At 43.7% G+C, this 24,578-nt stretch carries 19 protein-coding genes; 4 read left to right on the forward strand and 15 right to left on the reverse strand.

What is annotated here, in order from left to right; all coding sequences use genetic code 11:
• Positions 1–32: 32 nt before the first annotated feature.
• The 4 genes from YK48G_RS11560 to YK48G_RS11575 form a co-directional block, all read right to left on the reverse strand.
• Entirely contained in the window at positions 33–1,640 is a 1,608-nt protein-coding gene (locus YK48G_RS11560; RefSeq protein WP_203630867.1) for an ABC transporter permease, read from the reverse strand.
• 1 nt (position 1,641) lies between these two features.
• A complete protein-coding gene (locus YK48G_RS11565) occupies positions 1,642–2,562 on the reverse strand; it encodes an ABC transporter ATP-binding protein (RefSeq protein ID WP_203630868.1) in 921 nt (306 codons plus the stop codon).
• 308 nt (positions 2,563–2,870) lie between these two features.
• A complete protein-coding gene (locus YK48G_RS11570) occupies positions 2,871–3,725 on the reverse strand; it encodes an aldo/keto reductase (protein ID WP_203630936.1) in 855 nt (284 codons plus the stop codon).
• A gap of 147 nt (positions 3,726–3,872) precedes the next feature.
• Positions 3,873–5,078, reverse strand: coding sequence for an MFS transporter (locus YK48G_RS11575; RefSeq protein WP_203630869.1), 1,206 nt, complete (start codon positions 5,076–5,078; stop codon positions 3,873–3,875).
• A gap of 474 nt (positions 5,079–5,552) precedes the next feature.
• Here YK48G_RS11575 and YK48G_RS11580 point away from each other — a divergent pair, with 474 nt between their 5' ends.
• The 3 genes from YK48G_RS11580 to YK48G_RS11590 all read left to right on the forward strand — a co-directional run bounded on the left by YK48G_RS11580 (position 5,553) and on the right by YK48G_RS11590 (position 8,744).
• Positions 5,553–6,032, forward strand: coding sequence for a PH domain-containing protein (locus YK48G_RS11580; RefSeq protein WP_203630870.1), 480 nt, complete (start codon positions 5,553–5,555; stop codon positions 6,030–6,032).
• Positions 6,022–7,473: a PH domain-containing protein gene (locus YK48G_RS11585; RefSeq protein ID WP_203630871.1), complete on the forward strand. Its 1,452-nt coding sequence runs from the start codon at positions 6,022–6,024 to the stop codon at positions 7,471–7,473. The genes YK48G_RS11580 and YK48G_RS11585 overlap by 11 nt, the downstream gene beginning before the upstream one ends.
• A 425-nt stretch (positions 7,474–7,898) precedes the next feature.
• Entirely contained in the window at positions 7,899–8,744 is an 846-nt protein-coding gene (locus YK48G_RS11590) for an aldo/keto reductase (protein WP_203630872.1), read from the forward strand.
• Positions 8,745–8,924: 180 nt separating this feature from the next.
• Here the strand turns inward: YK48G_RS11590 and YK48G_RS11595 are convergent, their stop codons facing one another.
• The 3 genes from YK48G_RS11595 to YK48G_RS11605 are packed head-to-tail and all read right to left on the reverse strand — an operon-like array spanning position 8,925 to position 10,874.
• Complete coding sequence (locus tag YK48G_RS11595) at positions 8,925–9,773, reverse strand: hypothetical protein (RefSeq protein WP_203630873.1); 849 nt, start codon at positions 9,771–9,773, stop codon at positions 8,925–8,927.
• A 32-nt stretch (positions 9,774–9,805) separates the two neighbouring features.
• On the reverse strand, positions 9,806–10,177 hold the full coding sequence (locus YK48G_RS11600; RefSeq protein ID WP_203630874.1) for a hypothetical protein: 372 nt from the start codon (positions 10,175–10,177) through the stop codon (positions 9,806–9,808).
• 49 nt (positions 10,178–10,226) lie between these two features.
• A complete protein-coding gene (locus YK48G_RS11605) occupies positions 10,227–10,874 on the reverse strand; it encodes a uracil-DNA glycosylase (RefSeq protein WP_203630875.1) in 648 nt (215 codons plus the stop codon).
• Between the two features lie 174 nt (positions 10,875–11,048).
• Between YK48G_RS11605 and YK48G_RS11610 the strand changes: the two genes are divergently transcribed.
• Entirely contained in the window at positions 11,049–11,993 is a 945-nt protein-coding gene (locus tag YK48G_RS11610) for a GRP family sugar transporter (protein ID WP_203630876.1), read from the forward strand.
• 421 nt (positions 11,994–12,414) lie between these two features.
• On the opposite strand, the gene YK48G_RS11615 is transcribed toward YK48G_RS11610, so the two are convergent.
• The 8 genes from YK48G_RS11615 to YK48G_RS11650 form a co-directional block, all read right to left on the reverse strand.
• Complete coding sequence (locus YK48G_RS11615; RefSeq protein WP_203630877.1) at positions 12,415–13,365, reverse strand: metal ABC transporter substrate-binding protein; 951 nt, start codon at positions 13,363–13,365, stop codon at positions 12,415–12,417.
• Positions 13,343–14,203 (reverse strand): metal ABC transporter permease, encoded by an 861-nt coding sequence (locus YK48G_RS11620; RefSeq protein WP_203630878.1) that lies wholly within the window; start codon positions 14,201–14,203, stop codon positions 13,343–13,345. The genes YK48G_RS11615 and YK48G_RS11620 overlap by 23 nt, the downstream gene beginning before the upstream one ends.
• Positions 14,203–14,940: a metal ABC transporter ATP-binding protein gene (locus YK48G_RS11625; RefSeq protein WP_373300218.1), complete on the reverse strand. Its 738-nt coding sequence runs from the start codon at positions 14,938–14,940 to the stop codon at positions 14,203–14,205. The genes YK48G_RS11620 and YK48G_RS11625 overlap by 1 nt, the downstream gene beginning before the upstream one ends.
• 115 nt (positions 14,941–15,055) lie before the next feature.
• Complete coding sequence (locus YK48G_RS11630; protein WP_203630879.1) at positions 15,056–16,207, reverse strand: CobW family GTP-binding protein; 1,152 nt, start codon at positions 16,205–16,207, stop codon at positions 15,056–15,058.
• A gap of 354 nt (positions 16,208–16,561) precedes the next feature.
• The gene (locus tag YK48G_RS11635) at positions 16,562–18,955 is read right to left on the reverse strand and encodes a DUF5776 domain-containing protein (RefSeq protein ID WP_203630880.1); all 2,394 of its coding nucleotides are present in this window, start codon (positions 18,953–18,955) and stop codon (positions 16,562–16,564) included.
• 358 nt (positions 18,956–19,313) lie between these two features.
• The gene (locus YK48G_RS11640) at positions 19,314–21,719 is read right to left on the reverse strand and encodes a phosphoketolase family protein (RefSeq protein ID WP_203630881.1); all 2,406 of its coding nucleotides are present in this window, start codon (positions 21,717–21,719) and stop codon (positions 19,314–19,316) included.
• Positions 21,720–21,946: 227 nt separating this feature from the next.
• The gene (locus YK48G_RS11645) at positions 21,947–23,566 is read right to left on the reverse strand and encodes a peptide ABC transporter substrate-binding protein (RefSeq protein WP_203630882.1); all 1,620 of its coding nucleotides are present in this window, start codon (positions 23,564–23,566) and stop codon (positions 21,947–21,949) included.
• 97 nt (positions 23,567–23,663) lie between these two features.
• Positions 23,664–24,566 (reverse strand): proline iminopeptidase-family hydrolase, encoded by a 903-nt coding sequence (locus YK48G_RS11650; protein WP_203630883.1) that lies wholly within the window; start codon positions 24,564–24,566, stop codon positions 23,664–23,666.
• Positions 24,567–24,578: the final 12 nt, after the last annotated feature.

Raw genomic sequence — 24,578 nt, forward strand, 5'->3', positions numbered from 1 at the left:
TGCTGCGGTTTCTAAGCGCTTGGCTGCGCACTCTAATTTTCCAAATCTCGTCTCCCATACCCCACAAATCCAATCACTAATAATACTGCTGATACCAACAGCAACCACATAACCGGCGTCAAGTTGAGTTCATGGATTGGGACCTTATCGAACCAATAGAATGGGGACAGTTTCATTGCCCACTTTGGTAAATTAATTAGGCGGCCAAAGTACGAAATGATAAATGCACTGCCTAATAATAGCCAAACTATCGAGCGGAATTTGGGCCAAACGCCAACTAGGCAGACCAAGGCACTGATAAACAGCATTAAGACCGGCAGCATTGCCACAAAGGTTCGATTATAATACTTAATCGATAGCGGCTGCGTGAGCGTGGCGTTGCCAACCATCATCGTTGTCATCAACGCCGCAAACAAGATAATCATTGCTAAAGCCACGCCGTATGCGACATAAGTTAGCAGCAAATAGTAACGACTATGAGGAGTTGTATTTACCAGCTGAAGATAGCCTCTTTGCTCTTCCGTATAAAGGTGGCTAATGACCATCGCACCACCAATGGCCGCTAGAACTGTAAAAATGATCCCCAAAATGCCAACAAAGGACAAAATCTGATTTCGTTCCAATGTTCGAACCCCACTTTGGCCTAAAACTTGGCGGATTATGGGAGAATCATTGACTAACTTACCAATACTGTTGAAGACTGACCCATAGCTTGCTCCCAGAACCGCCATGCCAATAATCCAAAACAGGCTGATTGATTTTTGATTCCAGAACAATAAAGTAGCCGGCCCACGTAAAAATCGGCTGGACCGCTTGCCGCCACGGACCTGAATAATCCCTGCGTCAATATCTCGATGAACGTTCAAACCAACTGCAACAGCAAATGCGACAATCCCAAGCCCTAGAAACAGCCAAACCGGCAGCCAATTGTTCGTAACATAAATATTAGTTTTTTCGATCCAGCCGAATGGTGACCACCAGGTATAATCAGGGTTGGCAACGTCCGTCATCATTCGAACCAGATAAGTTAGGCCAAAAAACGAGTATCCATAGATCAACACGTTATGGCTATCGGCCACTAATTGGGAAAACACCAGTGAAATCATCCCAAACATCCAGCCAACGGCCGCCAAAGAAATCGCAAACAGCCAGTTGCCAGTCGTATCACTGCCTGGCATGTTGGCTAGCTGCATCCCAATTCCCGCAATGATCGCAAACAGGCCATTTGCAATGACTAGCTCTAACGCCACGGCACTAATCGGAGCAAGCCGACCAACTGGGTGGCCGCCAAGGATCATTTCAGTTAGACCGGATTCCTCTTGTCCTCGACTGGCGCCAACCGCAATTGCGTAATTAAAAATGACCATAAAGATCGCCCAAAAGACCGCCATTTCAACAGCAAAGATAATCGCTGTATTAAGTGACGTGTGAGTAATTGGCCCAAACAGGGCTGTCATCGCGGCAGACTTCAATGTTTGGGCAATCGTTTGAATTTGGGCCCGGCTACCATAAATACCTTCAAATTTGGCCGCTACCGCAATAAAAATTCCCGCCAAAACCAGCAGCCAAACCAAAATCTTGAGCCAATCTCGCTTTAAATTAGCCTTAAGCAACGATAAGGTTTGCGTATATTGCATCATGTTACTCACCTGCTTTTTGGGTATCATCCGAATGGTAATACCGTAAGAAAAGATCTTCTAATGTTGGTGGCGTCGTTTTAATTTGGAGGATCTGCTTTTGAGCCAAAGTCGACATCACTGTACCAATTTGATCGGAATCAACACTGAATTCAGCGGCCGTTTGCTGATCATTCTTAAACTGCAGCTGATAAACGCCAGCTAACTGCTGCAAGTCGGCCATTGTCTTCACCGTTTTGACCGTTACGGCATTTCGTGTCAAATGCTGCATAGATTCTAGCGAACCGGTTTCAATAACCTTGCCTTCTCGAATAATTGAAATCGTATCACACATTTTTTCAACTTCCGACAAGATATGACTTGATAACAAAACGCTTTTCCCCGCATCCTTTAGCTGTTTTACCCGCTGTTGAAATATGAGTTCGTTAAGGGGATCCAAACCAGAAGTCGGTTCATCAAAGATATAAAGGGAAACGTCGGTCGAAAAAGCCGCGATTAGTGCGACCTTTTGGCGATTACCCTTTGAATACGTTCGGTTCTTCTTACTCGTATCTAACTTAAACGCGTCAATCAATTGATCGACCACCGGCGTATGCTGCTGACCAGACATATGAAGCAACAGGTCAATTGTCTGCCCACCGGTTAAGTTGGGCCACAAATAAACATCGCCAGGAACATACGCTAAGTCCCGGTGAATCGCCACCGAATCGTGCCAGGCATCTTGACCGAATACTTTAGCCGAGCCGCCAGAGGCCTTGATCAATCCCAAAATCACCCGAATGGTCGTCGACTTACCCGCGCCGTTTGGACCGATGAAGCCCAAGACTTCTCCTGGGTGTAATGTCAAATTAACGTCCTTGAGTGCCTCAAACTTCCCAAATGATTTTTTTAACCCCTCAACTGCCAATATTAAGTTGTCGTCCATAATCTCACGGCCTTTCTTAGCTCAAAAGATTTTCAAAAAATCGGCTACTTTCTTAAATCGACCCCAGTATATCATCAATGACTGAATAGTCAATAACCGTGCAGTCATTTTATCAGTTTTCTTCACCATCGGTTCTAAAGGTTGATTTAACAAGGTTCATTGCCTCATACTTTTTTATGATTTGCCATATTTGAGCTTCCCGCGGCCTTTTTTAGCCCTCAAAAAAATGACCACTGATCAGAAAATCCCGATCGATGATCATTACTATTAAACATCCTTTTAAAAATCACGCTTCAGCTTAGTTCAGATTATAATTCATCATTTGAATCATCCCAAGCGGCGACTGAATCTCCATAAGGGCCATCTGGATTATGCCACTTAAAATCGTCGTACCACAAGCTGCGTTTGCCCTGATCCAATTGATTAATCGTTTGAACATCCTCATCGCTCAACTCAAAATCAAAGATATGGCTATTATCAATCACTCGCTGTTCGTGAACCGACTTGGTAACTGTAATGATGTTTCGCTGCCATTCCCAGCGTAAAATTATTTGCGCGGCCGTTCGCCCATATTTTTCTGCCAGCTTAGTGATCACTGGATTTTTCAAAGAATTCCCACCGCCAAGTGGTGACCAGGCCGTCATCGTAACACCGTGACTGCTATCAAACTTGAGAACTTCCTGCTCTTGGTTGGTTGGGTTAAATTCCATCTGATTGACGGCTGGCACAATGTCGGCCGCCTCAATGAGTTGTGCCATTCGTTGATTATCAACATTAGAAACGCCAATTGCGCGAACCTTACCCTCTTGAAGCAATCGCTCCATTGCCTGATAACTTTCAACAAACGTTTTGTCTACCGGCCAATGCATCAGATACAAATCAACATAATCCAGTCCCAAGTCTTTTAATTGACCCTCAAAGGCTTTCGAGATTCGCTCATAATTCCCTTGATCGCCATTAAAAAGCTTAGTCGTCACAAACAGATCTTCTCGTTTTAAACCGGTCTGCTCTAAGCCCAGCTTAATGCCGGCACCGGTTCCGCGTTCATTACCGTACTGTTTGGCCGTGTCAATTGCGCGATAGCCATTGCGAATCGCTGCTGCGACTGAATCTCTGGCTGCGTGATTATCGCTTTTCCAAACCCCGAGACCAAATCGAGGCATCTTAACGCCATTATTTAATTCCATCGTTGACTCTAAGCCAGCCAAAAAGAACATCTCCATTCATTATTAGATTACAGTTACAGGATAGCACAACTCACTATTTTTAGTGTAAAACGACCTGATGCATATGGCACATTGACGGGTGACTTATAAGGTCACCGTAAATTTTTGCTTTACCCAATAAGTCATCAACCACGAAGCAATTAAAAAGGCAGTCACTACCATGTAAGGGTAATGATAATTAAGATCCAACAGAGCGCCAGACATAATTGGCCCAATAATATTGCCCACGCTGGTCAATGACATATTGACACCATTAATCAGACCTTGAGCCGTTGCGCTGGCCTTTGTCAGCAGTGTTGTAATCGCCGGTCGAATTAAATCATACGCAGTAAAGACGATGAGTGTCGCAATGATCACTTCCAGTTTTGAATGAGCCAGCATAATCCAGATGGTACCAGCAAACGATAAGAAAAAGCAGTAGCGAATGAGCCGTTTTTCAGTCAGCCAAACAACTAACCGGTCAAACAACAACGCTTGAAACGTCAACGAAGTCAGCCCGTTTAACGTTAATACCAACGCAATGTTAGCCATTGTAAATTGATAGACCTCGTTCACATACAAGCTGTAAATACTTTCAAAACCAACCAACCCAAATGACGAAATTAAGATCAAGATAAAGAGTAGTCCCATTGGGCCGCTAAATAACTTTTTAGTTTGTGCCCAAGACGCTCTGGATCGCTTTCGTTCTGTAAGGACTGGTGGCACATCATTTCGGCTGGCAATTTTTTTAATTTCTTTTTCACTTGGCAACATTAACAATAAAGATAGCATGCTCAAGAAGCCAAGAACGGCGGCACACCAAAACGGTGTCTTATAATCGAACTTGGCTAAAATCCCGCCAATCCCAGGTCCCAAGATTAACCCACCACTAAACGCCGCCGACAGTAAACCAATCACTCTGGCTCGTTGTCTTGGGGTTGTCAGGTCAGCGGCTAAAGCATTCGTCGTCGGTACAACCATTGCCGCTGACAGGCCACCGATTGTTCGAGAAACATCGAACATCCAGAGCCAATTAGTTAACGCAAACAAAATTTCTGATACCATATAGAGCAAGAGGCCATATACTAGGATTGGTTTCCGACCGATTCGATCTGAAATCTGGCCAATAATTGGCGAGGCAATTAGTTGTGCCAACGCAAATAGCGAATTCATAATCCCCATATCAGTAGCAGATAAATGAAGTTCGTTTTTGATAAATGGCATTACCGGAAAAATCAGGCTCATACCAATACACACTAAAAAGTTGCCAAAAATTAGCACAATAATGGCGTTTCTAACTTTTTTGGTCACTTAGTTGCCCCCTTTCGATAACCTTAAGCGTAAAAGCTAGTATAACGCTATCAGGCTCATACTGTCCATCATAACTCCTGCTAAATTTAATTTTGAGAGCCATTTTGATAGTTCAATCTGTTAAGCTATTATTGAGATTATTGGAATAGTCGCGCAAGGCAGAAGCTTGCACCTAACCGCTTTGCTTCGCTCACTGATTTTAGGACAGCTACGCAAAGCAGGGATCTGCGCGTAAACACCTTTGCAAAAAATTCCAAGCCCGGGAATTTTCTGCAAAGGAGCCTTACACTCCGATCCCTAACCGCTTTGCTTCGCTCACTGATTTTAGGACAGCTGCACAAAGCAGAAACTTCCGCATAAAACAGCTTGGTCAAAAATCCAGGCCCGGGATTTCCGGCCAAGCTGCCTTATGCTCCAGTTTCTAACCGCTTTGCTTCGCTCACTTTAAACATATGAAAAAGAAAGGGATCACCCATGACTGAATCTAACCATCTACCCACAAAAATTAAAACCGTTTGGCGGATTTCTGCTGTCATCAACTTTCTCATTCTTGCTGCCATTGGGATTGGTGCTTACATTGCCTTTAAGCTGTTTGATTGGCACTGGCTGGTTTATGGCGCCATTGGCTTTGGCGCTTTGGCCCTAATTGACATTGTCGTTGAACTATCATTAGTTCCTTATCGTTATTCATTTTGGCTATACACTTTAACCGATGACGCCGTTGAACTGCGCTCAGGGTTTATTTTCCGCAGATTAGTGTCAATTCCAATTGCCCGAGTTCAAGACGTCACGCTGTCCGCTGGGCCAATTCTTCAATCCCAAAAGCTCCAAGAGGTCCGAATTGCCACGGCTTCAACGTCTCATAAAATTGACGGCCTCCAGCCAGAAGTTGGTGAACAACTGCGAAAGCAAATTATGGCACTCGCCGTGGAGGTGAACGATCATGACGTCTGATCAGCGGCACCATCTCAACCTACTCGCTCTGTTTTACTTTTTGTTTCATAACCTCTTTGATTGGTTGGTTTATATTATTTTGACAGTGGGACCACTAAATAGTTTTTTAAAGCGCCACGGCATCAATCCCTTGGTAGGGTTCGGGGGATTAATCGCTTTGATTGTCTTGATTATTGCCGTTCGTTATTGGTGTTTTACCTTTCAAATTGGGCCGGACATGCTAACGATTAACTCAGGTATTTTTGTTAAAAAGCACACGCATATCCCTTATGGTCGCATCCAAACCATTCAGCGCAGTCAATGGTTTTTCCTTAAGCCTTTCCACTTAGAAAAATTACAGATTGAAACCGCCGGTCACGACGACCATAGTCCTGAAGCTGTCTTACCACTAGTCAATGAGTCTGTTCGAGCTCAAATTGATCGCAACCGGTTAACCCAAGCAGCAGGGCAGCAGCCGATTGGGGATAGCAATCCGGCAGAAACTGATAGGTTAGCAACGCCTAGTTACCTTATTAACCCCCACGACTTAAATGTCTTTGCGCTCACTTCACTTGGTATTTTTCCGTTAATCGGGGCTTTATTTGCCTTATACGCTAAAATTCAAGATATGATTCCGCAACGTATTATCGACTCGATTACCAGTAAAATTATTCACCAATCACTGATCATTATCGTTGCCGTTGGCCTTCTAATTGTCATCGTCAGCATTATTACCTCATACCTAACGATCATTCAAAAATATTACAAATTCACCCTCACCACTCAGGCAGGTCAGCTCAAAACGTACCAGGGCCTGTTTCAACGTAGCTCGGTGACCATCCCCACTAATCGAATCCAAGCAATCCGCTTGAAACAAAACGTTATTCGACAATTATGCCGGCTATCAACTATCCAAGCCTTAGCAGCTTCTTCTGCCGGCGACGATGAAAAGAGCAATGATTTGATGATTATCCCGGTTGTAGATACCTCCAAAGCCTTTGCGACACTGGCGGCGTTTATTAACTGGACACCCCATCAAAAGGTGGCACTCGATCATTTAGCCAAAAAGAGTTATTGGTACTTCATCCGCAACGCTATGTTAATGACAACGCCGTTAATTGTGATTTGCGTTTATTTTTTCAAATTTTTAGGGGGATTGAGCCTTTTCTTGTTAATCCCAGCAATTTTATTGGGGTGGTATGCAGCTGGTAATACGGGCTGGGCAATCAATAATAATCAGCTAATCATGCAAAACGGTCACTGGTTAACCCGCTCCCAGTACATTATTCCCAAAAAGAACGTCCAATCCTTTGGCCTGCGTCAGTCAATTTGGATGCATCGCAATCAACTGGCGCACGTCCAGGTCAGCGTCCGCCATGGCAATCATAATCAATTAATAGAGTTGCGTTATCTGCCAATCGCCAAAGCAGAAACGTTATTTAACTGGCTTAAAAATCGCTAGCTTTTTTCACAAAGTCTGATTGCTGCGGTATACTTTTAATATTGTCACTTTAGCGATGGGGCAAAGCAGGCGTTTGTATGTAAGCTTCCAAGCCCGGGAATCCCCCAGAGGAGCCTTACACTCCGACGGCCGTGAAACGCCTGGCTCCGCTCACTTATACTAGGACAGCTGCACAAAGCAGAAGCTTGCACCTAAGCTATCTTGCCCAAAAATCCAAGCCCAGGATTTCCGGCCAAGATAGCTTAGGCTCCAGCTTCTAACCGCTTTGCTCCGCTCACTTTTTTAGGACAGCTGCGCAAAGCAGAAAGCTCCGTGTAAGCACCTCAGCCAGAAATTCCAAGCCCGGGAATTTCTGGCTGAGGAGCCTTACACTCCGCTTTCTAACCGCTTTGCTCCGCTCACTTATTATTAGGAGGTACTTAGTTATGAACGAATTAACGATTGGTGATACGACGGTTCCTGCAATTGGTTTAGGGACTTGGCACATGGGCGACCACGCGGCTACCCGGTCTCAAGAAATCAAGGCGATTCAAGCTGGAATTGATGCTGGCGCCCGAGTAATCGATACCGCCGAAATGTATGGCAACGGCCGCAGTGAAAACCTCATCGGCGAAGCAATTCAAACGATTAACCGTGATCAGTTATTCATCATCGACAAGGTTCTTCCTTCCAACGCCTCGGCTAGTCGTCTCGAACACAGTTTGGATCAAAGCTTAAAATTAGTTGGCACTGATCACTTTGATTTGTACCTCTACCATTGGCGTGGTGCCGTACCGTTAAGCGAAACGGTTGAAACCCTCCAAAAAATGCAACAAAAGGGCAAGATTAAACATTGGGGCGTTTCTAACTTTGATTTACCTGATATGCAAGAATTATTGGCTTTGCCAGGTGGCGATCAAGTTGCTGCCAATGAAGACCTCTATAATATTGGCAGTCGGGGGGTTGAATACAGTCTCTTACCCTGGCAGCGCGACCATCACATTCCATTTATTGCCTACACGCCAGTTGGCGCCGGTGACGAACGCGGTCGCCTGACAACCAATCAAGTTGTTAATGAGATTGCCGCTGCTCATCATGCGACCCCTTGGCAGATTATCCTAGCTTGGGCAATTCGAGATGGTAATACTTTGGCAATCCCACAGTCTGGTGATCCTAAGCACGCCGTCGATAACGTTAAAGCTGCCAATATTACGTTGTCTGCTGATGAATTGGCTCAAATTGATACTGAATTTCCAAAACCAACAAGCAAACAACCGTTAGATATTAGATAGTATACCCCAATTAAAAAACCTTCGCTCAGTCCTAATCAGACTAGGTGAAGGTTTTTGGGTTAAAGCTCAAAATTCAACGACTTAAAAAACACCGCCCATTATTATTTAGCTACAAGCCAATAAAGGATTGCCCACTATCACGTGCTCAGCTTGGCTTAGTAGCCCATCTTTGTCCACAATTCAATCGTCAATCGCCTTTTCGCCGACTTCTGTATAGTAAGCTTGATTACCCACTCGGTACTGAGCGTAGTAAATATCCGCAACAAACGCCTGCTTGCCACCATCCCAGACTCTCTGGGTGCGAATATACTGGTCAGCTAATTTAAGCCGATAACGATATTGCCCAGTTCGGCGAACTCGTTGATCATTTAGTCCCGTTATATGCGTTCGATAATAAAGATAGCGGACATTCCCCTTTACCGTTGACTTGGTAATCTTAGCCATTCCAATCGGTCGATTCGAAAAGCCTTCCGGGCCATTACTTGGATCATATCGATATCGTTCCACGTATCCATCAGCGGTGATCGCCACCTTATCACTTAGAAATGTATTCGGATAGGCTTTGGGCACACTGCCGAGATAAAGGTTCCCATCACTATTGGGTAGCGTATACGTTGGCTTTGAGACTTTCTTAAACCGCGCATGACTGTATGCAACATTGCCGGTTAAGTCCTGCCACTGCTCGAAATAATATCCTGGCAGTAAGGCGGTCTTTTTAACCGCATAGCTCAAGCTAGTCGACTTAATGGTAATCTGTTTAATCTGCTTGTTTTTAACAACCACCGGCTGCCCCAAAACAATCGTGCCCTTCGGAATTGTCATCCAACGATCCATTGCTCTATTGGCAGTGGGGTTGCTAACGGTAATCGCTGCCTTGATTGGCTTTTTGGTTTCATAATAATACTGCGTGATTAATGCTTTTTTTGGTGGTTGCCTTTCCCCCTTAGCAACCGCTTTGGTCGGTACCACTCCTATTACCGCCACGAGTGTCAGCACCGCCAAAATGATATCCCTTGATTTCGAGTTCATGACAAGCGCTCCCCTCTAATTCTTAACAAAGTTCACGAAGGCTGTCGCATTTTTTGAAAAATATTGACAACTTTAGATGGGTCATCAACGGTCAAAAACAGGTAATCGTAAGCCTCTCCATCTAATTTAATGAATAAAATATCCCGTTTACCAGAAATATTCACAAACGATTTAGATACGTTACCTTGGAAAGTGCCACTCTTTTTATGTGGCAGGCCAAGCCCTAACGTTCGAATCTTGATGTGATTCCATTTACCATCGGCCTTAAGCTGATCCATTGATTCAACCACCATCTCAGAAATATGTTTGAGCGGGATGCTGAGTCGGCTCTTAAACGCCCATACCTTATCAAGGCCGATTGGTTCAATAATCAATTGATCACTTGTAAACTTAACAGAGTTCATTTTACAAACCCCTTTCATCTAAATTGTACAGCCTGGCAACTAATAATGCCTAGCTATTTGCCCTTTTAATTTCATCATCAATCAGTTGTTTTAGCTTCAAGGAATCGGCATCAACAACCGCCTGCATATTCTTGAAACGTTTAGAATATGATGGGTGATACAGCGGGAAAATCCGCCGTTTACTTGTTGTTAGCTTAAACTTATTGGTTGTTTGGTCAAATTGTTGGATCGGTAGCTGCAATAATTGCCCGTGCAACTCGCCAATTTTAGCATGATTGCCAAGAAGGCGCTGGAGGCTTGCATTGCCCATTGGCACCAATAAAATCCCCGGAAATTGAGCCAACTCCCAATCAAACATTGGTGCAGATTGTTTCACTTCCGTCTGGTTGGGCCGCCGATCCCGTTTGCGGCCAGTTCGCCCAATTGAAAATGGTCGGGAATTGACAACTCCAGTGATGTAAATATCTTCGCGGGTTAATCCTAGTGATGCCAGCCAGCGATCAAGCTCCTTGCCAGCTGGTCCCATAAACGGCCGCCCCCGCTTAACCTCTTGATCACCCGGTGCCTCTCCCAGCAGTAATAGTTTGGGAGAATGGCCGCCTTCGCTAGGAACAAATCCTTCCAGCCGCGGATTGGCAGCGGAAATCGATTTGGCAAAGGCAATCCATTTAGGCGTTAAAATTGTATGGAGGGTCATGAGAACTTGCCTTCTTTCAATAGGAATCTAATTAGATTCAGTATAATTCAACTAATTGATAAACTGCAAAACTATTTGCGTAAATCTTATAAATCATCAGCGTCTGTGATATAATTTCCGCTGTTATCGTTTTTAGAACAAAATTTTGATACCGAATACAGGAGCAGAAGAATAATGAGTTTATTACTTGCATTAATTCCCCCACTGACTTGGGGAGCCACGGGGATTATCGGAACAAAAATGGGCGGTTCAGCGGCTCAGCAAACATTTGGGGAATCTTGCGGTGCCCTCTTACTGGGAATCGGCGTTTACCTATTCTTTGTTTTGCCAACTGGCGTCGAAGTCACTGGTCGTATTTGGTTAGTCGGTCTATTTTCCGGATTATTTTGGTCAGTCGGCACGGCCGGCCAATTCTTTGCCTACAAAAAAATGGGCGTTTCTGCAGCTTTCCCACTTTCAACGGCCGCCCAGATTGTTTCTAACGCCTTATTGGCCGCCGCTGTCCTAGGTGAATGGACCAGCGTTCGGATGTGGAGCTTTGGCGTTTTGGCGATCGCTTTGGTGACATTTGGTGCCATGGCCATTGCGGCGCGGTCAAACGCTGAAAAACGGGCTAATAATAAGCGGCCGCACTCGTATGGTCAAGGATTGCTTGCCCTGCTTTTATCGACAATCGGTTTTGCGCTTTATTTTATTTTTCCAAACCTGCTTTTTAAAGTTGGCTATATCAGCGACAAAATCCATAGCGCTAACAACGGGATTAACTATATGACGGCCATTGTCACCCCCCAAGCAGTTGGCCAAACAATTGGGTCATTGCTGATTGGCCTTTTGATTCTCCATGAACACGGCTTATTCAAAAAACCGGCTTTTAAGAATATCGTAACTGGGCTTGACTGGGCGGTTGGTAACCTCTTCATGTTTATTTCCTCGGCCAACCCCGCTATCGGCCAAGCAACGGCGACCACTTTATCACAACTGGGGATTATCGTTGGCACCTTTGGTGGTATCTATATCTTAAAGGAACGCAAAACTCGCGACCAGATGGTTAAGATTATCGCTGGGACGGTTTTAGTTATTATTGGTAGTATTTTGATTACAAATCTAAAAGTAATCTAAGCATTCCCCAACAACACTAGGTGCGCTGAGAAGGGTGCTACTATTTACGCGGCCAAAGCAACTTATATGTATAAAAGCGCCCCTTTAAAAGGACGCATAAAAGAACGCAATGACTCATTGGCCATCCAAAACAAAAACGAACAGCCGACCAATGTTTGTCATCATTGACGATGCCCCCTCAAGGGCAAGTCTTGACGGTTTAAAGCTAGAGCTGTCCTCCGCCATGCTGGTAAGACTGGCGGGGGACAGCCAATAAAAATAATGATTCAAGAGAGCCAGTAACTTTTGGTGATAGTAAACCCGCGGTAGATTTTTGCCGCGGGCTTTTTACAATTGGGTCATTTTACTAACTATCATTCAATGCTGAACCAAACTCAATCCAGTCATCACTGTATGTCTTAATCTTTCATCACTGAAGCCATCATGAGGCGGACAATCCCTCAGCAATCTTTTCCAAGTTCCACTTCATCATGCCGTAATAACTATCACCCGTCTCCCCCTTTTTGGCAATTGAATCAGTAAATAGGGTTGAGTGAATCGGGATACCGGTATCTCTAGCTACTGTCTTCATTGGTTTTTGGCTCACGCTGCTTTCAACAAATAATGATTTCACCTTTGTCTTTTTCAAGCGATGCACTAACGTACTAATCTGATCCGGGGAGCCTTCAACCTCGGTATTAATTTCCCAAATATAAGCAGAAGGGATGTTGTAGGCCTTACTAAAGTACTTGAAACAACCTTCACTTGTTACGATTAACTTTTGATTGTTCGGAATCTTGTTAAACTTGCTTTTGGCTTGACTATCCAACCGTTGGAGCTTAGCAACATATTTTTTTAAATTATTTTGATAGGCAGCTTTATGGGTTGGGTCAACGCGTTCCAGTTGCTTAGCAATGTTTTTTGCATAAATAATGCCATTACTTAGATCAAGCCAAGCGTGAGGATCTTGCTTATTTGTTTTGCCTTTACCTTCAAGATGAATTGCTTCGACGCCATCACTGACCGCAAATGATTTTTTCTTAACTGAGTCACCAATGTTATTTTGCATCTTCGTGAACCAAGCATTTTTGGCGTTTTCTAAATTAAGGCCATTGTAAAAGACCAAATCAGCTTTGGCCGTTTTTGATACATCATCCGGTAGCGGGTCATATTCGTGTGGATCTTGGCCAGTCGGGACAATCACATGAACCTTTGCATGGCCTTTGGCAACATTATTGGCGATATCACCAATAATCGTGTCAGTGGCAACCACTGACACTGTTTTTCCAGGAGTCGACTGCGACTTTGAATCCTTTTTTGTCTGGCTACAGGCCGTCAAGAAAACGCCTAGTACCGCAACAAGAGCTAGTCTAAGAATTGATTTTACTTTCATTGGTTAATCTCCTCCGATGGATTAGGGTTTGTTTTGGTGAAAATATAAAACTGATTACAAAAATTATCGCGCCAACAATGACGATGCATGAGCCAACCGCAATATTGAGGTTGTATCCCAAAAATAAGCCAAGAAAAGATGTCAACCCGCCAAGACAAGCAGAAACGATCATCATTGTTTTCAATTGGTTCACAAAAAGATAGGCCGTTGCCGCCGGGGTAATCAACAATGACACAATCAAGATGGTGCCAACGCTCTGCATCGAGACGACTGCGACCAGTGTTAATAACGTCATGAGCAAATAATGATAAAAGTTCACGCGAATCCCCAACGCTTTAGCCATCGTTGGATCAAAGGAAGTCAGTAATAATTCCTTAAAGAACATGATAATTGTCAAAAACACGACGATCGAAATCCCGATTGTCAAATACATATCTTGATCCTGAACCGCTAAAACATTGCCAAATAAAATGTGAAATAAATTAGTGGTCGTAGGAACTAGTGCAATTAAAATAACCCCAAGTGCCAAAAAGGTACTAAAGGTAATCCCAATTGCCGTGTCGCTTTTAATGACACTATTCTGACCGATTAATGTTATTAAAAACGATGCGACAACGCCAAATACTGCGGCGCCAATTAGCGGATGAACTCCCAGCATAAACGAAATCGCGACTCCCGGCAAAACGGCATGGGAAATCGCGTCTCCCATTAATGACATGCCACGCAAAATAATGAAACTGCCAATCGTTCCGGCAATTACTCCGATAACCACTGAAGTTATCAAAGCATTTTGGAGGAAGTGAAATTCTGAAAGGCCACTGAAAAAATTTGCAAACATTAAACTCCTCCTTGCATATTAACTATCGGCAACCCATACGCCTGGTTCATATTCTGAGCCGTGAACGTCTCTTTAGTTGGTCCTGCAGCAATTAATTTCTCTTTAATAATAATTATATTGTCAAAATACGTTGGCACTTTCGCTAAATCATGGTGGACCATCAGAATTGTTTTGCCATCAGCTTTCAAATCATTAAGAATCCTCATAATGGTTGCTTCACTGTGAGCATCAATGCCAGCAAATGGTTCATCCAATAAAATAAGCTCGGGGTGCTGAATCATGCAGCGACCAATCATTACCCGCTGAAGTTGGCCGCCAGACAGTTGACCAATTTGTCGGTTAGCAAACTCCGTCATTTCAATCTGTGCCAGCGTCCAATCAATTTCTTCTTGGTGCTTATTGCGACCAAGCCGTTGAAATAGTTTAAGCCTTGGCACGATGCCTAAACTAATCGTTTCAGCGACCGTAATGGGAAAGTGACGATCAACTTGGCTAGTCTGTTGAACGTAACCAATCTTTTTGGCAATTTCCGCAAGGCTAGTCCCGTTAAACTTAGCGTAACCACCATGAGGAATCATCGAAAGCATTGCGTTGAGCAGTGTTGATTTACCAGCGCCATTCGGGCCAATAATGCCAGTAATCGTTCCAGCAGGGAGCGAAAAAGAAACGTCCGATAATACTCGCTTTTGGTTCTGATAGGTAACGTTGATTCCCTGAACAGTTAGTATGTTAATCACTCCTATTCTCCTAAAAATGTGCTTTACCAGCTAAAATTTCACCTCCTCAAGGGGAGATTACCGGAAAAGCACATTTATGTCAATAGTAATTATTACTATTTTCTTGTAAAAAGGATTACTTATGCTGCAATCTAAACGGATCGCTTTTAATATCCACGACATCATCATCCCGCATCAAACAATTATCAAGCTGTTGAATAATTTGTTGCTGATTCATGTGTTGCCCAATCAAAACCAGTTCAATCATCCGATCGCCAAACCGAGCATCCCAAATCTTCTTCAGTCCTTTACGAACAGTAAACATCTTCTGGATTTCCCAATCTTTCATTGAAGCAATCCAATAACCTGATGGAATAATGTCCATCGCACGACCGGCTTGAGAAATTGTGAAAACGCGATTGGGCTGAGTCATCACCCACATCACCCCTTTACACCGGGTAATTGCTGGTGGCCAATGATCCAACCAAGCGTCAAATCGCAGTGGGTTAAACGGTCGTCGGCGTCGATAAACAAACGAATCAATCCCAAAGCCTAGATCATGAGAAGAACTAAAGTGACTCAAATCGCCCGAACGATCGTATGCCTCTAATTCATGCAACTCATCAAATAAGTGCGTATTAATGACTTGATTCACGGGAACCACTGCAAACTTAGTTTCAATAAAAATTGCGCTTGGTTGCAGTTGGCGAACAAACTGTTCAAGATATTGCCGCTGTTCGGTAGTCAAAAGATCGGTTTTATTAAATAATAGTACGTCGCAGAACTCAATCTGGTTGATAATTAGTTGGTTACTTTGCGTGAAGTCCTGATTGTACGCCCCATCGCCGGGCATAAACTGATGCAGGACTCGGAACCCATCAACAATCGTTACATTGGTGTCCAAACGGCATCGTTTTGATAACGCTTGTCCATCCGTCGTTTCACCCCGAGCAATTATTTTGGCCACCATATCTGGCTGAACAATTCCCGATGATTCAATCAAAATCACGTCAACTTCACCACTAGCCGCTAACTGGTAAACGGCATCCGCCAGCTGCTGTTGTAGCTTACCACTAATACTACCGTGAGTTAGGGGGACTAGCTTGTCAGCCTTTGAAAAGTAGGGGCTGCGTTCAATTAACTTCTTATCCACATTGACTGCCGCCATATCATTGACAATAATTCCAATTCGTTTATCTTCCTTACATTTTAATAAGTGCAAAATGAGCGTTGTTTTTCCTGCACCAAGATAGCCGGAAATCACTGTCACGGCAACTCGCTTATCCATTTTTGCCTTCATCCTTTTCACTATTATGCTTCACCATTAAGCTAACTTCATCACGATCTAAAATTGTCACTTGATAATTTCATTAATGATCAATTAACGTTTGTAAATCGTAATGATTACTATATAATGTATCGCAGTCCCTATAAAGATGTCAAATTATCTTCAGTATGTTTGACTTCGTGGCACTTAACACCATTCAAAGCGGCAAGTTGCTGGCAATTCGGCTTCAATGAAAATGAGCTGGGACGTTCCTGTCTCTTGAGTTAAGAATGTACTTTTGGGTTCACCTATTTGAAAGAATAATAAAACCACTTCAATCACTGAAGTGGCTTCATAACTTAATAAACTTGATAACTACTTAAATATCTTCACATATCTACCATTAGCGGTTACATACCCACCAACAACTTGATATCGTTTAGCCCCAAAGGTTGCCATTGAATCTGGATGTGAATATTGCCAATTTTTAACTTTCAAGAGGGTCCCCTTTTTGATCTGTTTATTGCGCTTGCCAAAGTTGACATTATTGTAACGATAGATTGGCTGCTTAACTTTGATTTGCTGAGGTTGTTTCAGTTTGCCTGCAAAAACTAACTTTCGGTTGCCAGTGATGTAATGACCGTTGCTTAATTTATATCGGGTCGTTAGGTTATGCTTAACGAACCCTTTAACTTTCAAGCGAGTTCCTTGCTTGAAATTCTTAACCTTGCCCGTTAAGTTCTTATTTTTATATTCATTTACCCCGCGCGCCGCAATCACTGTTAAGGTTTGATGCTTACCTTGGTAATAAACAGGACGAACATAGGCCCACTTAGCGGTAATATAGCCAATCTTACCGGCAGTTTTGCTATGATGATTGACATCTTTTACAAGATATCGGAGATTGCCATTTTTTGACTTAGCCGTATCCGTTACCACAAACATCGGCCGGTTAATCCGTGGTTTACGCGTATAACTAGCCAATCGTTCGTTCTTTTTGAAGTTCTTATTCTTATATAAATAGATCTTCTTTAAAGCATAAACCGCGCTACCTTTTTTAACTATTTCGGATTTACTTGGTTGAGCTGGCTCAGTGGCGGTGATTGTTCCAGAACCATCTCCGTTCGGCCCACTTGGTTCTGGAATAGGCGTTGGGTTTACCGGATTAATTGGCGGATTTGGTATTGGTGATTGGTTGCGAGTATATCGATAATAAACGATAGCGCCCTTCTCAGCATCAAACGTACCTCTTAGCGGTCCTTGAACATCTTTAAAAGTATAAGTTGGAATAGTCAGCTTGTACTGCGGGCCGCTAACGTCGTAAGTGTCGCCAACGTTACCATTAACTATTTTTTCTGGCGCAATGACTTGGGATGGATTATCTGCATCAACGTAACGAACAATCACCGGTTTGCCGGCAACCGGTTCTGACTTTGTACTAAAATTATAAGTAATCGTTGGCACGGAATCGTTAGTATATTCTCCAACAGCGGGATCACTAACCGAAATTTGATTGAATTGATACTGATCTTTCAATGCATCAATAACGGCTTGAATCTTTTGGTTTTGCGTCGAGCCAGTGTCAGCAAGCTTGAAACTATTAGAGCCACTTAACGCTAAATTCCATTTATCGCCCAACGGCCCGGCCAGTAGCATCGGCGAATGGATATCTTGACCATTATCGGCGTTCTTAAATTGAACGTTAATATTACCAACCTCATCATCAAGAACAAAGGGCTGGACTACTACGCCATCATAAGGAAAGCCAACTTCTCCAAACAACTTATCGGTCCAAGTAGACGTCAGGTAGCCACCGATTTTGCCTTCCGGAAGAAATTCTGTTGCTTTTAAATCTGTCCAGTTAATTTGTGATTTAGGTGTATCAATTGGACCCCCATTGGCAGTACTGGCGTATCGACCAAACCAGCTATCTTGAGAAGCATCATCATAATAAGGCGTCACCAGCACTGCTTGACCTTCAATATTCTTAATTGTAAAGGTCGGACTGGCCACACTGGCAATGTGACTGTTTACCGTGATCGTTGGTAACATGTAGCGTTGATAGCCAATTGTCAGATTGGGATCAAGTGTCGCCGCTGAAGATTGAAGTGGCGAAATATCAGTGATTTGGTTATGGCTTAAATCAGTAACCATCCCATTTACGGGAGATTTGAATACTAATTTTTTACCTGCTAAAGCACTAATATCATGAACGCTGTTAAGCGAAATATTCACCGTGGTTAAGTTGCTTAATCCCGTCAAAGCACCAATGTCTGCCAACCTCCCATTTGAAATGCCACCATCCCATCTCATTTGAGCATCGGTATCTGGTGAAACTTCGATGCTGGTCAACCGGGTTGCATACTGCAGACCATCAAGGCTTCGAACATTCATCACTGCATTATAGTAAGCTTGATTTTCATACTGAACACTTTGACCGGTGGGATCCTCACTATGATTTCTAACGGTTCTCAAAGTCGTTAACTCATCATCCAAGAGCTGCTGAGTTATCTGGTTTGTCGATGAAATTCGACTACCGTTAATTTGAACGTCTTTTTGCTGCAACTCCACTAAGACGATTGTCTGCAAGTTCTTATCCGGCATCCAATCGTCAATCACTGCATCAGCGGCAACCCTTGGCTGATTGGATTCCTCTGCTCCCATGCTCACAATACTATTACCAATCATTCCAAAGCCAAAGAAAAGTGCGATTGCCACAGCATATTTCAAAATGGCGTGTCGTAAATCTGCTTGCTTGGTGTTGCCCATCACAAGTACCCCCTCATTTAAATTCACAAACCATTAACTTGGTCTACAAAATTGATACATAGCTCACAATGACACCGCTTACATTATATCATTATTAGGAATTTCTTTGAAGGAAACCGTCTCGGGGATAATAACCTATCCTCTGAAGTAGCCCCCCAGCCACTACCGGTGCTAAGTTGCAAAATCATAATTGATTGCTCGTGATCGGCATGAGCTATGGAAGTAAGGATTTAGCTGTTCGCAGAAAATCAAATTTACTCATAAATTTGACTCCCGCAAAAAAGCCCCTCCACCCATAACAGGCAAAGAGACTTCATTTTTACTATTAACTTCTACCAATTACCGTGTAATCAACGCCCTACTTCAAATCTTTCCATTCCCAATTTCGGATTTCTGGTAGATCGGCACCATTTTGGCGAATGTAATCATGGTGCTCTTGGAGCTTATCGTCCATCTTCGACGTAAATTCAGCAGATTGCTCGCCATACACATCTTTGGCAACTTCTTCGGCCAAGTGGAATCGGTCCAAGTGGTTGAGTACTCGCATGTCAAATGGTGTTGTGATGTCACCATCTTCCCGATAACCATGAACATGCAGATTGTGATTGTGACGACGGAAGAATAAACTTTCAATCAGGTCTTCGTAACCGTGGAAGGCAAAGACAACCGGCTTGTCTTTGGTGAAGTAGTTATCAAACATTTCATCACTCAGCCCACGGGGATCAAATTGTGGTGAATGCAATCTTAACAAGTCAACTACGTTAATGAAACGAATCTTCAAATCTGGGAACTGCTGATGCAAAATACCAATTGCTGCCAAGCTCTCAAGGTTAGGTTCAGTGCCCGCGGCAGCCATCACAACGTCTGGCTCTTCACCCGCCTTCGTGGTACTTGCCCAGTCGATGACCTTCAAGCCTTGATCAACTAACTGCTCTGCTTCTTTCACTGAGTAGAATTGTGGTCGCAAATGCTTAGAAGCCACCGTGATATTCAAAGTTTGCTTCATATTCAATGCCTTGTGCATCACTGCCAACAAACTATTCGCATCGGCCGGTAAATACTCGCGAATATACTTCGGCTTCTTTTCAGCCAAATGCGTTAAAACCCCTGGGTCTTGGTGTGAGTACCCATTATGATCTTGCTGGAATGACGTTGAAGATGAAATGATATTCAAGGATGGGTACTTTTTACGCCATGGCTGCTCATCGGCTTCACGAATCCACTTGAAGTACTGCGTCAACATAGAATCAACTACTCGCAAAAAGGCTTCATAACTTGCAAAAACACCGTGACGACCAGTCAAAGTATAGCCTTCAAGCCAACCTTCATCTTGATGTTCTGAAAGTTGTGAATCGATGATCCGGCCACTGGCACCCATCCACTGATCATTTTGCATTTGAATTGGATCTAGCCATTGCCGTTTGGTTACTTCAAAGGCATCTTGCAGCTGATTGGAGGCCGTTTCATCAGGGCCAAATAATCGGAAATTATCAGGATTACGCTTAATGACATCCCTGAAGAATTTCCCTAATTCGAGCATATCTTGGCCGCCTTCACCAGTTCCCCGTTTGGAATTATCCAGCGCGTAATCGCGCCAATCCGGCAAATCCAACTGCTTTTGGTTCTTGCCCGCATTGGTAATTGGGTTAGCCGCCATTCGGGCATCCCCATCAGGGGTCGTTGCCCGAATTTCTGGTTTCAAGGTGCCGTTTTGGTCAAATAGTTCTTCTGCTTTGTATGATTTGAGCCAGCTAACCAACGCATCAGCGTGTTCCATGTGTTCTGAGTCAACCGGGATTGGAATCTGGTGCGCCCTAAATGATCCTTCAATGGGTTTGCCGTCCCACTCTCTTGGGCCGGTCCAGCCTTTTGGTGCCCGAAGGATAATCATTGGCCATGTTGGTCGCGTTGCTTCATCAGCTGAGCCTTCGCGGGCTTTCTTTTGAATCGCGTGAATGCGTTCGATTGCTGAATCCATTGCTTGGGCCATTACCGGATTTAACTTTTCAGCATCGTCGCCTTCAACAAACGTCGGCTCCCAACCCATACTCTCAAAGTATTTCGTCAATTCTTCATCCGATTTACGTGACAAAATGGTTGGGTTCGCAATCTTGAAACCATTCAAGTTCAAAATTGGCAGTGCCGCGCCATCCTTAACCGGGTTAATAAAAACATTGGAGAACCACGAAGCTGCTAGTGGCCCCGTTTCTGCTTCACCATCACCAATTTCAACGGCTGCGATAACATCGGGATTGTCGAAAATTGCTCCGACCCCATGCGACAATGAGTAGCCCAACTCGCCGCCTTCATGCATAGAACCTGGTGTCTTGGCATCGGCGTGAGAGGCAACCCCACCTGGATACGAGAAACGCTTGAACAACCGTTGAAGGCCTTTTTCATCCTGGGTAATATTAGGATAAATAGTCGTGTAGCTACCATCCAGGTATGAATTGGAGACCATCACCTGGCCGCCGTGGCCTGATCCTTCAATATAGAACATGTTCAAGTGATATTTTTTAATAACTCGGTTTAAATGCGTATAAATAAAGTTTTGGCCAGCAATCGTGCCCCAGTGGCCAATCGGGTGAAACTTCACGTCTGCCTTAGTTAACGGCCGCTTTAACAACGGATTGTCTTGCAGATACAATTGACCAACGGAGATATAGTTGGCTGCTCGCCAATACTTGGTCATCAACTCAAAATAGTCTTTTGAGGAATAATCCGGCTCGTTTAAAGCTTGATCTTTCTCTGTCGTATTTGTCATAAACGGATAGCCTCCTTACATTGTTCTCAACCTACAAACATCGATTAGAGAATAATGCGATCGGGTTGAACGGTCAAGCATTTTTACCGGGATAATTTCAGCGACAATGTTTCGAAACAATTAAGGTTCAATCATTGTGATTATCAGTTTCTCATGAACGACCAAGTTGATTGGGAGCAGTCGCCAAATGAGACTGGCTAATCTTTAACTATTTTCCTTTAACATTACTAATGGCTTAGATAAGCCCTGGTGTAATCATCCTCACCAACTGGGTGGCGCAAAACACCCTTCAAATTTGGATTAACTAAGTGGCTTTCAACCATTTGATACAACGGCACTACTGGCATCGTGGTATTCAAACGGTCTTGGAGATTACGCATGTTCTGCCAATATTGCTTAACTTCGGCAGCATGGGAGCTGCTGGCTTCTTGATATTGCTTATCAAAATAGTTGTCTTTATATTTGCCATAATCCTGGGGATTGCTGCTTTGAAGGATGCTCATAAAACTAATTGGATCAGCAAAGTCTGCCAACCAGAAGACCTGCTCCATATCAAAACTGCCGGTTTGTTCAGCGGATTGTTGACCCTTTGCTGGCAAGCTCTTTACCGTCACCTGAGCATCAGGCAATGACTTTTTAATTGAAGCTTGGACAAATTGGGCAACGTTTTTGGTGATGGTCTGATCATCGCCGACTACATTCATCTTAACAGTCCCCTTTTGGCCGGCTTCTTTAACGCCTTGCGCCCAAAGCTTCTTAGCTTTAGCAACGTCGTAAGGATCACTTGGCGTCGTCTCTTCAGCAAAATCCTTACCGGTAGTTGGGTCTTTGGCCAAATCACGTGACGTATAGGTATATGCTGGCTCAGAGCCGTCCGCCAACACATCTTTGGTTAATTGCTGGCGGTTCAACACTAAACTAACAGCTTGGCGCATCTTTTGGTTAGCCAAGGGCTGGCCGCTTCTTAAATTTAACCGCAGGTAGTAAGTACCAGCCTTGCGTTCATGAATCAAATCCTGATTCTTTTGTAAGCCTTTGGCAGTTACGCCAGTAATTGTGGCGTCATCAAGTTTCTTTTGGTCAAACAATTCATGAGCCGTATTGGCATCCTTGACGACACTATATTTTAATTCATCGAGATGGATCGCCTTTTTGTCGTAGTAATACTTGTTGCGCTTGAGAGTCCAATTATCGTTAGTACCGTTCCAGCCAGTGACTTTGAATGGACCGTTGTAGTACATGTACTTCGAAGCTGTTCCGTACTTAGAACCAAATTTCTTCAGCGCTGTTGAATTTTCCGGGAAGAACGCCGGCAACACCATCATCTTGTTAAAGTATGGCATTGGATGTTCCAGTTTAACTTGAAGCGTATGTTTGTTTAACGCATAGGCCCCCAGTGTCTTAGGTGACTTTTTGCTGGCAGTAATCGCGTCAGCATTCTTAATGCCAGAAAATATGTAATTATAGCCAGATTTGGCAGTTGGCGAGACTGAGCGTCGCCATGCTGTGACGAAGTCTTGGGCAGTCAATGGGTCGCCATTGCTCCACTTGGCATTTTGCCGTAAGTGAAAGGTATAAGTCAGCCCGTGATTCGTTGGTTTAACCACCGACGTTGCCGAAGCTGGTGCTGGTTCATTATTCTTATTTGCCCGATAAAGGCCTTCCATACTATTTTCCAACGTATTCCAAGTCGTAAAGTCAGCATGGTTAGATGTATCCAGCGATAATAATTCAGCTGTCTGCATCAGTGAGACTGAACGACGCTTTGAACTTGACGTTTTATTACCACAAGCGGCTAAAAGAACCGCTGAGGCACCAATCATTAAAGTAGCTAATAATTTTTTCATGCAAATACCTCCAATAACTTATTTTTAAAATAACTATGAAGGCCGCCGTATCTGGTCGACCTGCAATTATCAGGCTCTTGGTTAGGCTGACTTAACTTTATTCATTAAACGTGCCAGCTTCCACGTCTTTCAGGAATTCGCCCAACGTTTTGAAAAATGCGTCCGGATTATCAATACTATGGCAGTGACCGCCATCCGGGGTGAGTACTAATCTTGAATGTGGAATTTGTTCGTGCATCCGCTGGGCGGTAGCTAATGGCATCGTGTCATGATCGCCAAACGTCAGTAACGTTGGTACGGTAATGTTATGAATATCTTGGCGACGATCCCAACCATTCAACGTTCCAACCATGACAAACTCGTTGTTGCCTTGAAAATGGTTATATACCGGCGTTGCCATCGTCTCAACTAAATGTCGCGGTGCTTGGCTAGGATGCCGCATCACATAAATCTTATACAATTGGGCAACCAACTCTTGATATTTAGGGTCATCAAAGCGTTCGTGGGCTTCAATGTCTTTCATGTATGTCACTTCAAACTTCGAGAATGTTTTTTCCCGCAGTTGATTGATGTGAACGGTGTATTCTTCAATGTTGTCAATCATGCTCATAATGACTAAGCCTTTTAAGTGATTGCCATACTTCAAGGCATATTCTTGTGCAAGTAGTCCGCCCCACGAATGCCCAAGCAAATAAAAATTTTCTAGGCCTAATTGCTTCCTGACAGCTTCTAGTTCAGACAAGTAATAATCCAACGTTAGGTATTGTTGATTTTCGGGCTGGCTAAAATCTGGTTGATCCGAATAAAAAGATCCCAGCTGATCATACATGGATACCTGAACACCTACGTTAGCCAACCCATCACCGAAGTTCTCAAACTCTTCGTGATTACTGCCGGGGCCGCCATGGACGCAAAGTAATTTGACGTTACCGTGACCAACAGTTCTACTAAACAAATGAAACCCATTATCCAATGTCAAAATTCGACTACCTTCATGCATTTTGTTAACCTC

It is taken from the genome of Lentilactobacillus fungorum (assembly GCF_016860605.1).
Lineage (GTDB): Bacteria > Bacillota > Bacilli > Lactobacillales > Lactobacillaceae > Lentilactobacillus > Lentilactobacillus fungorum.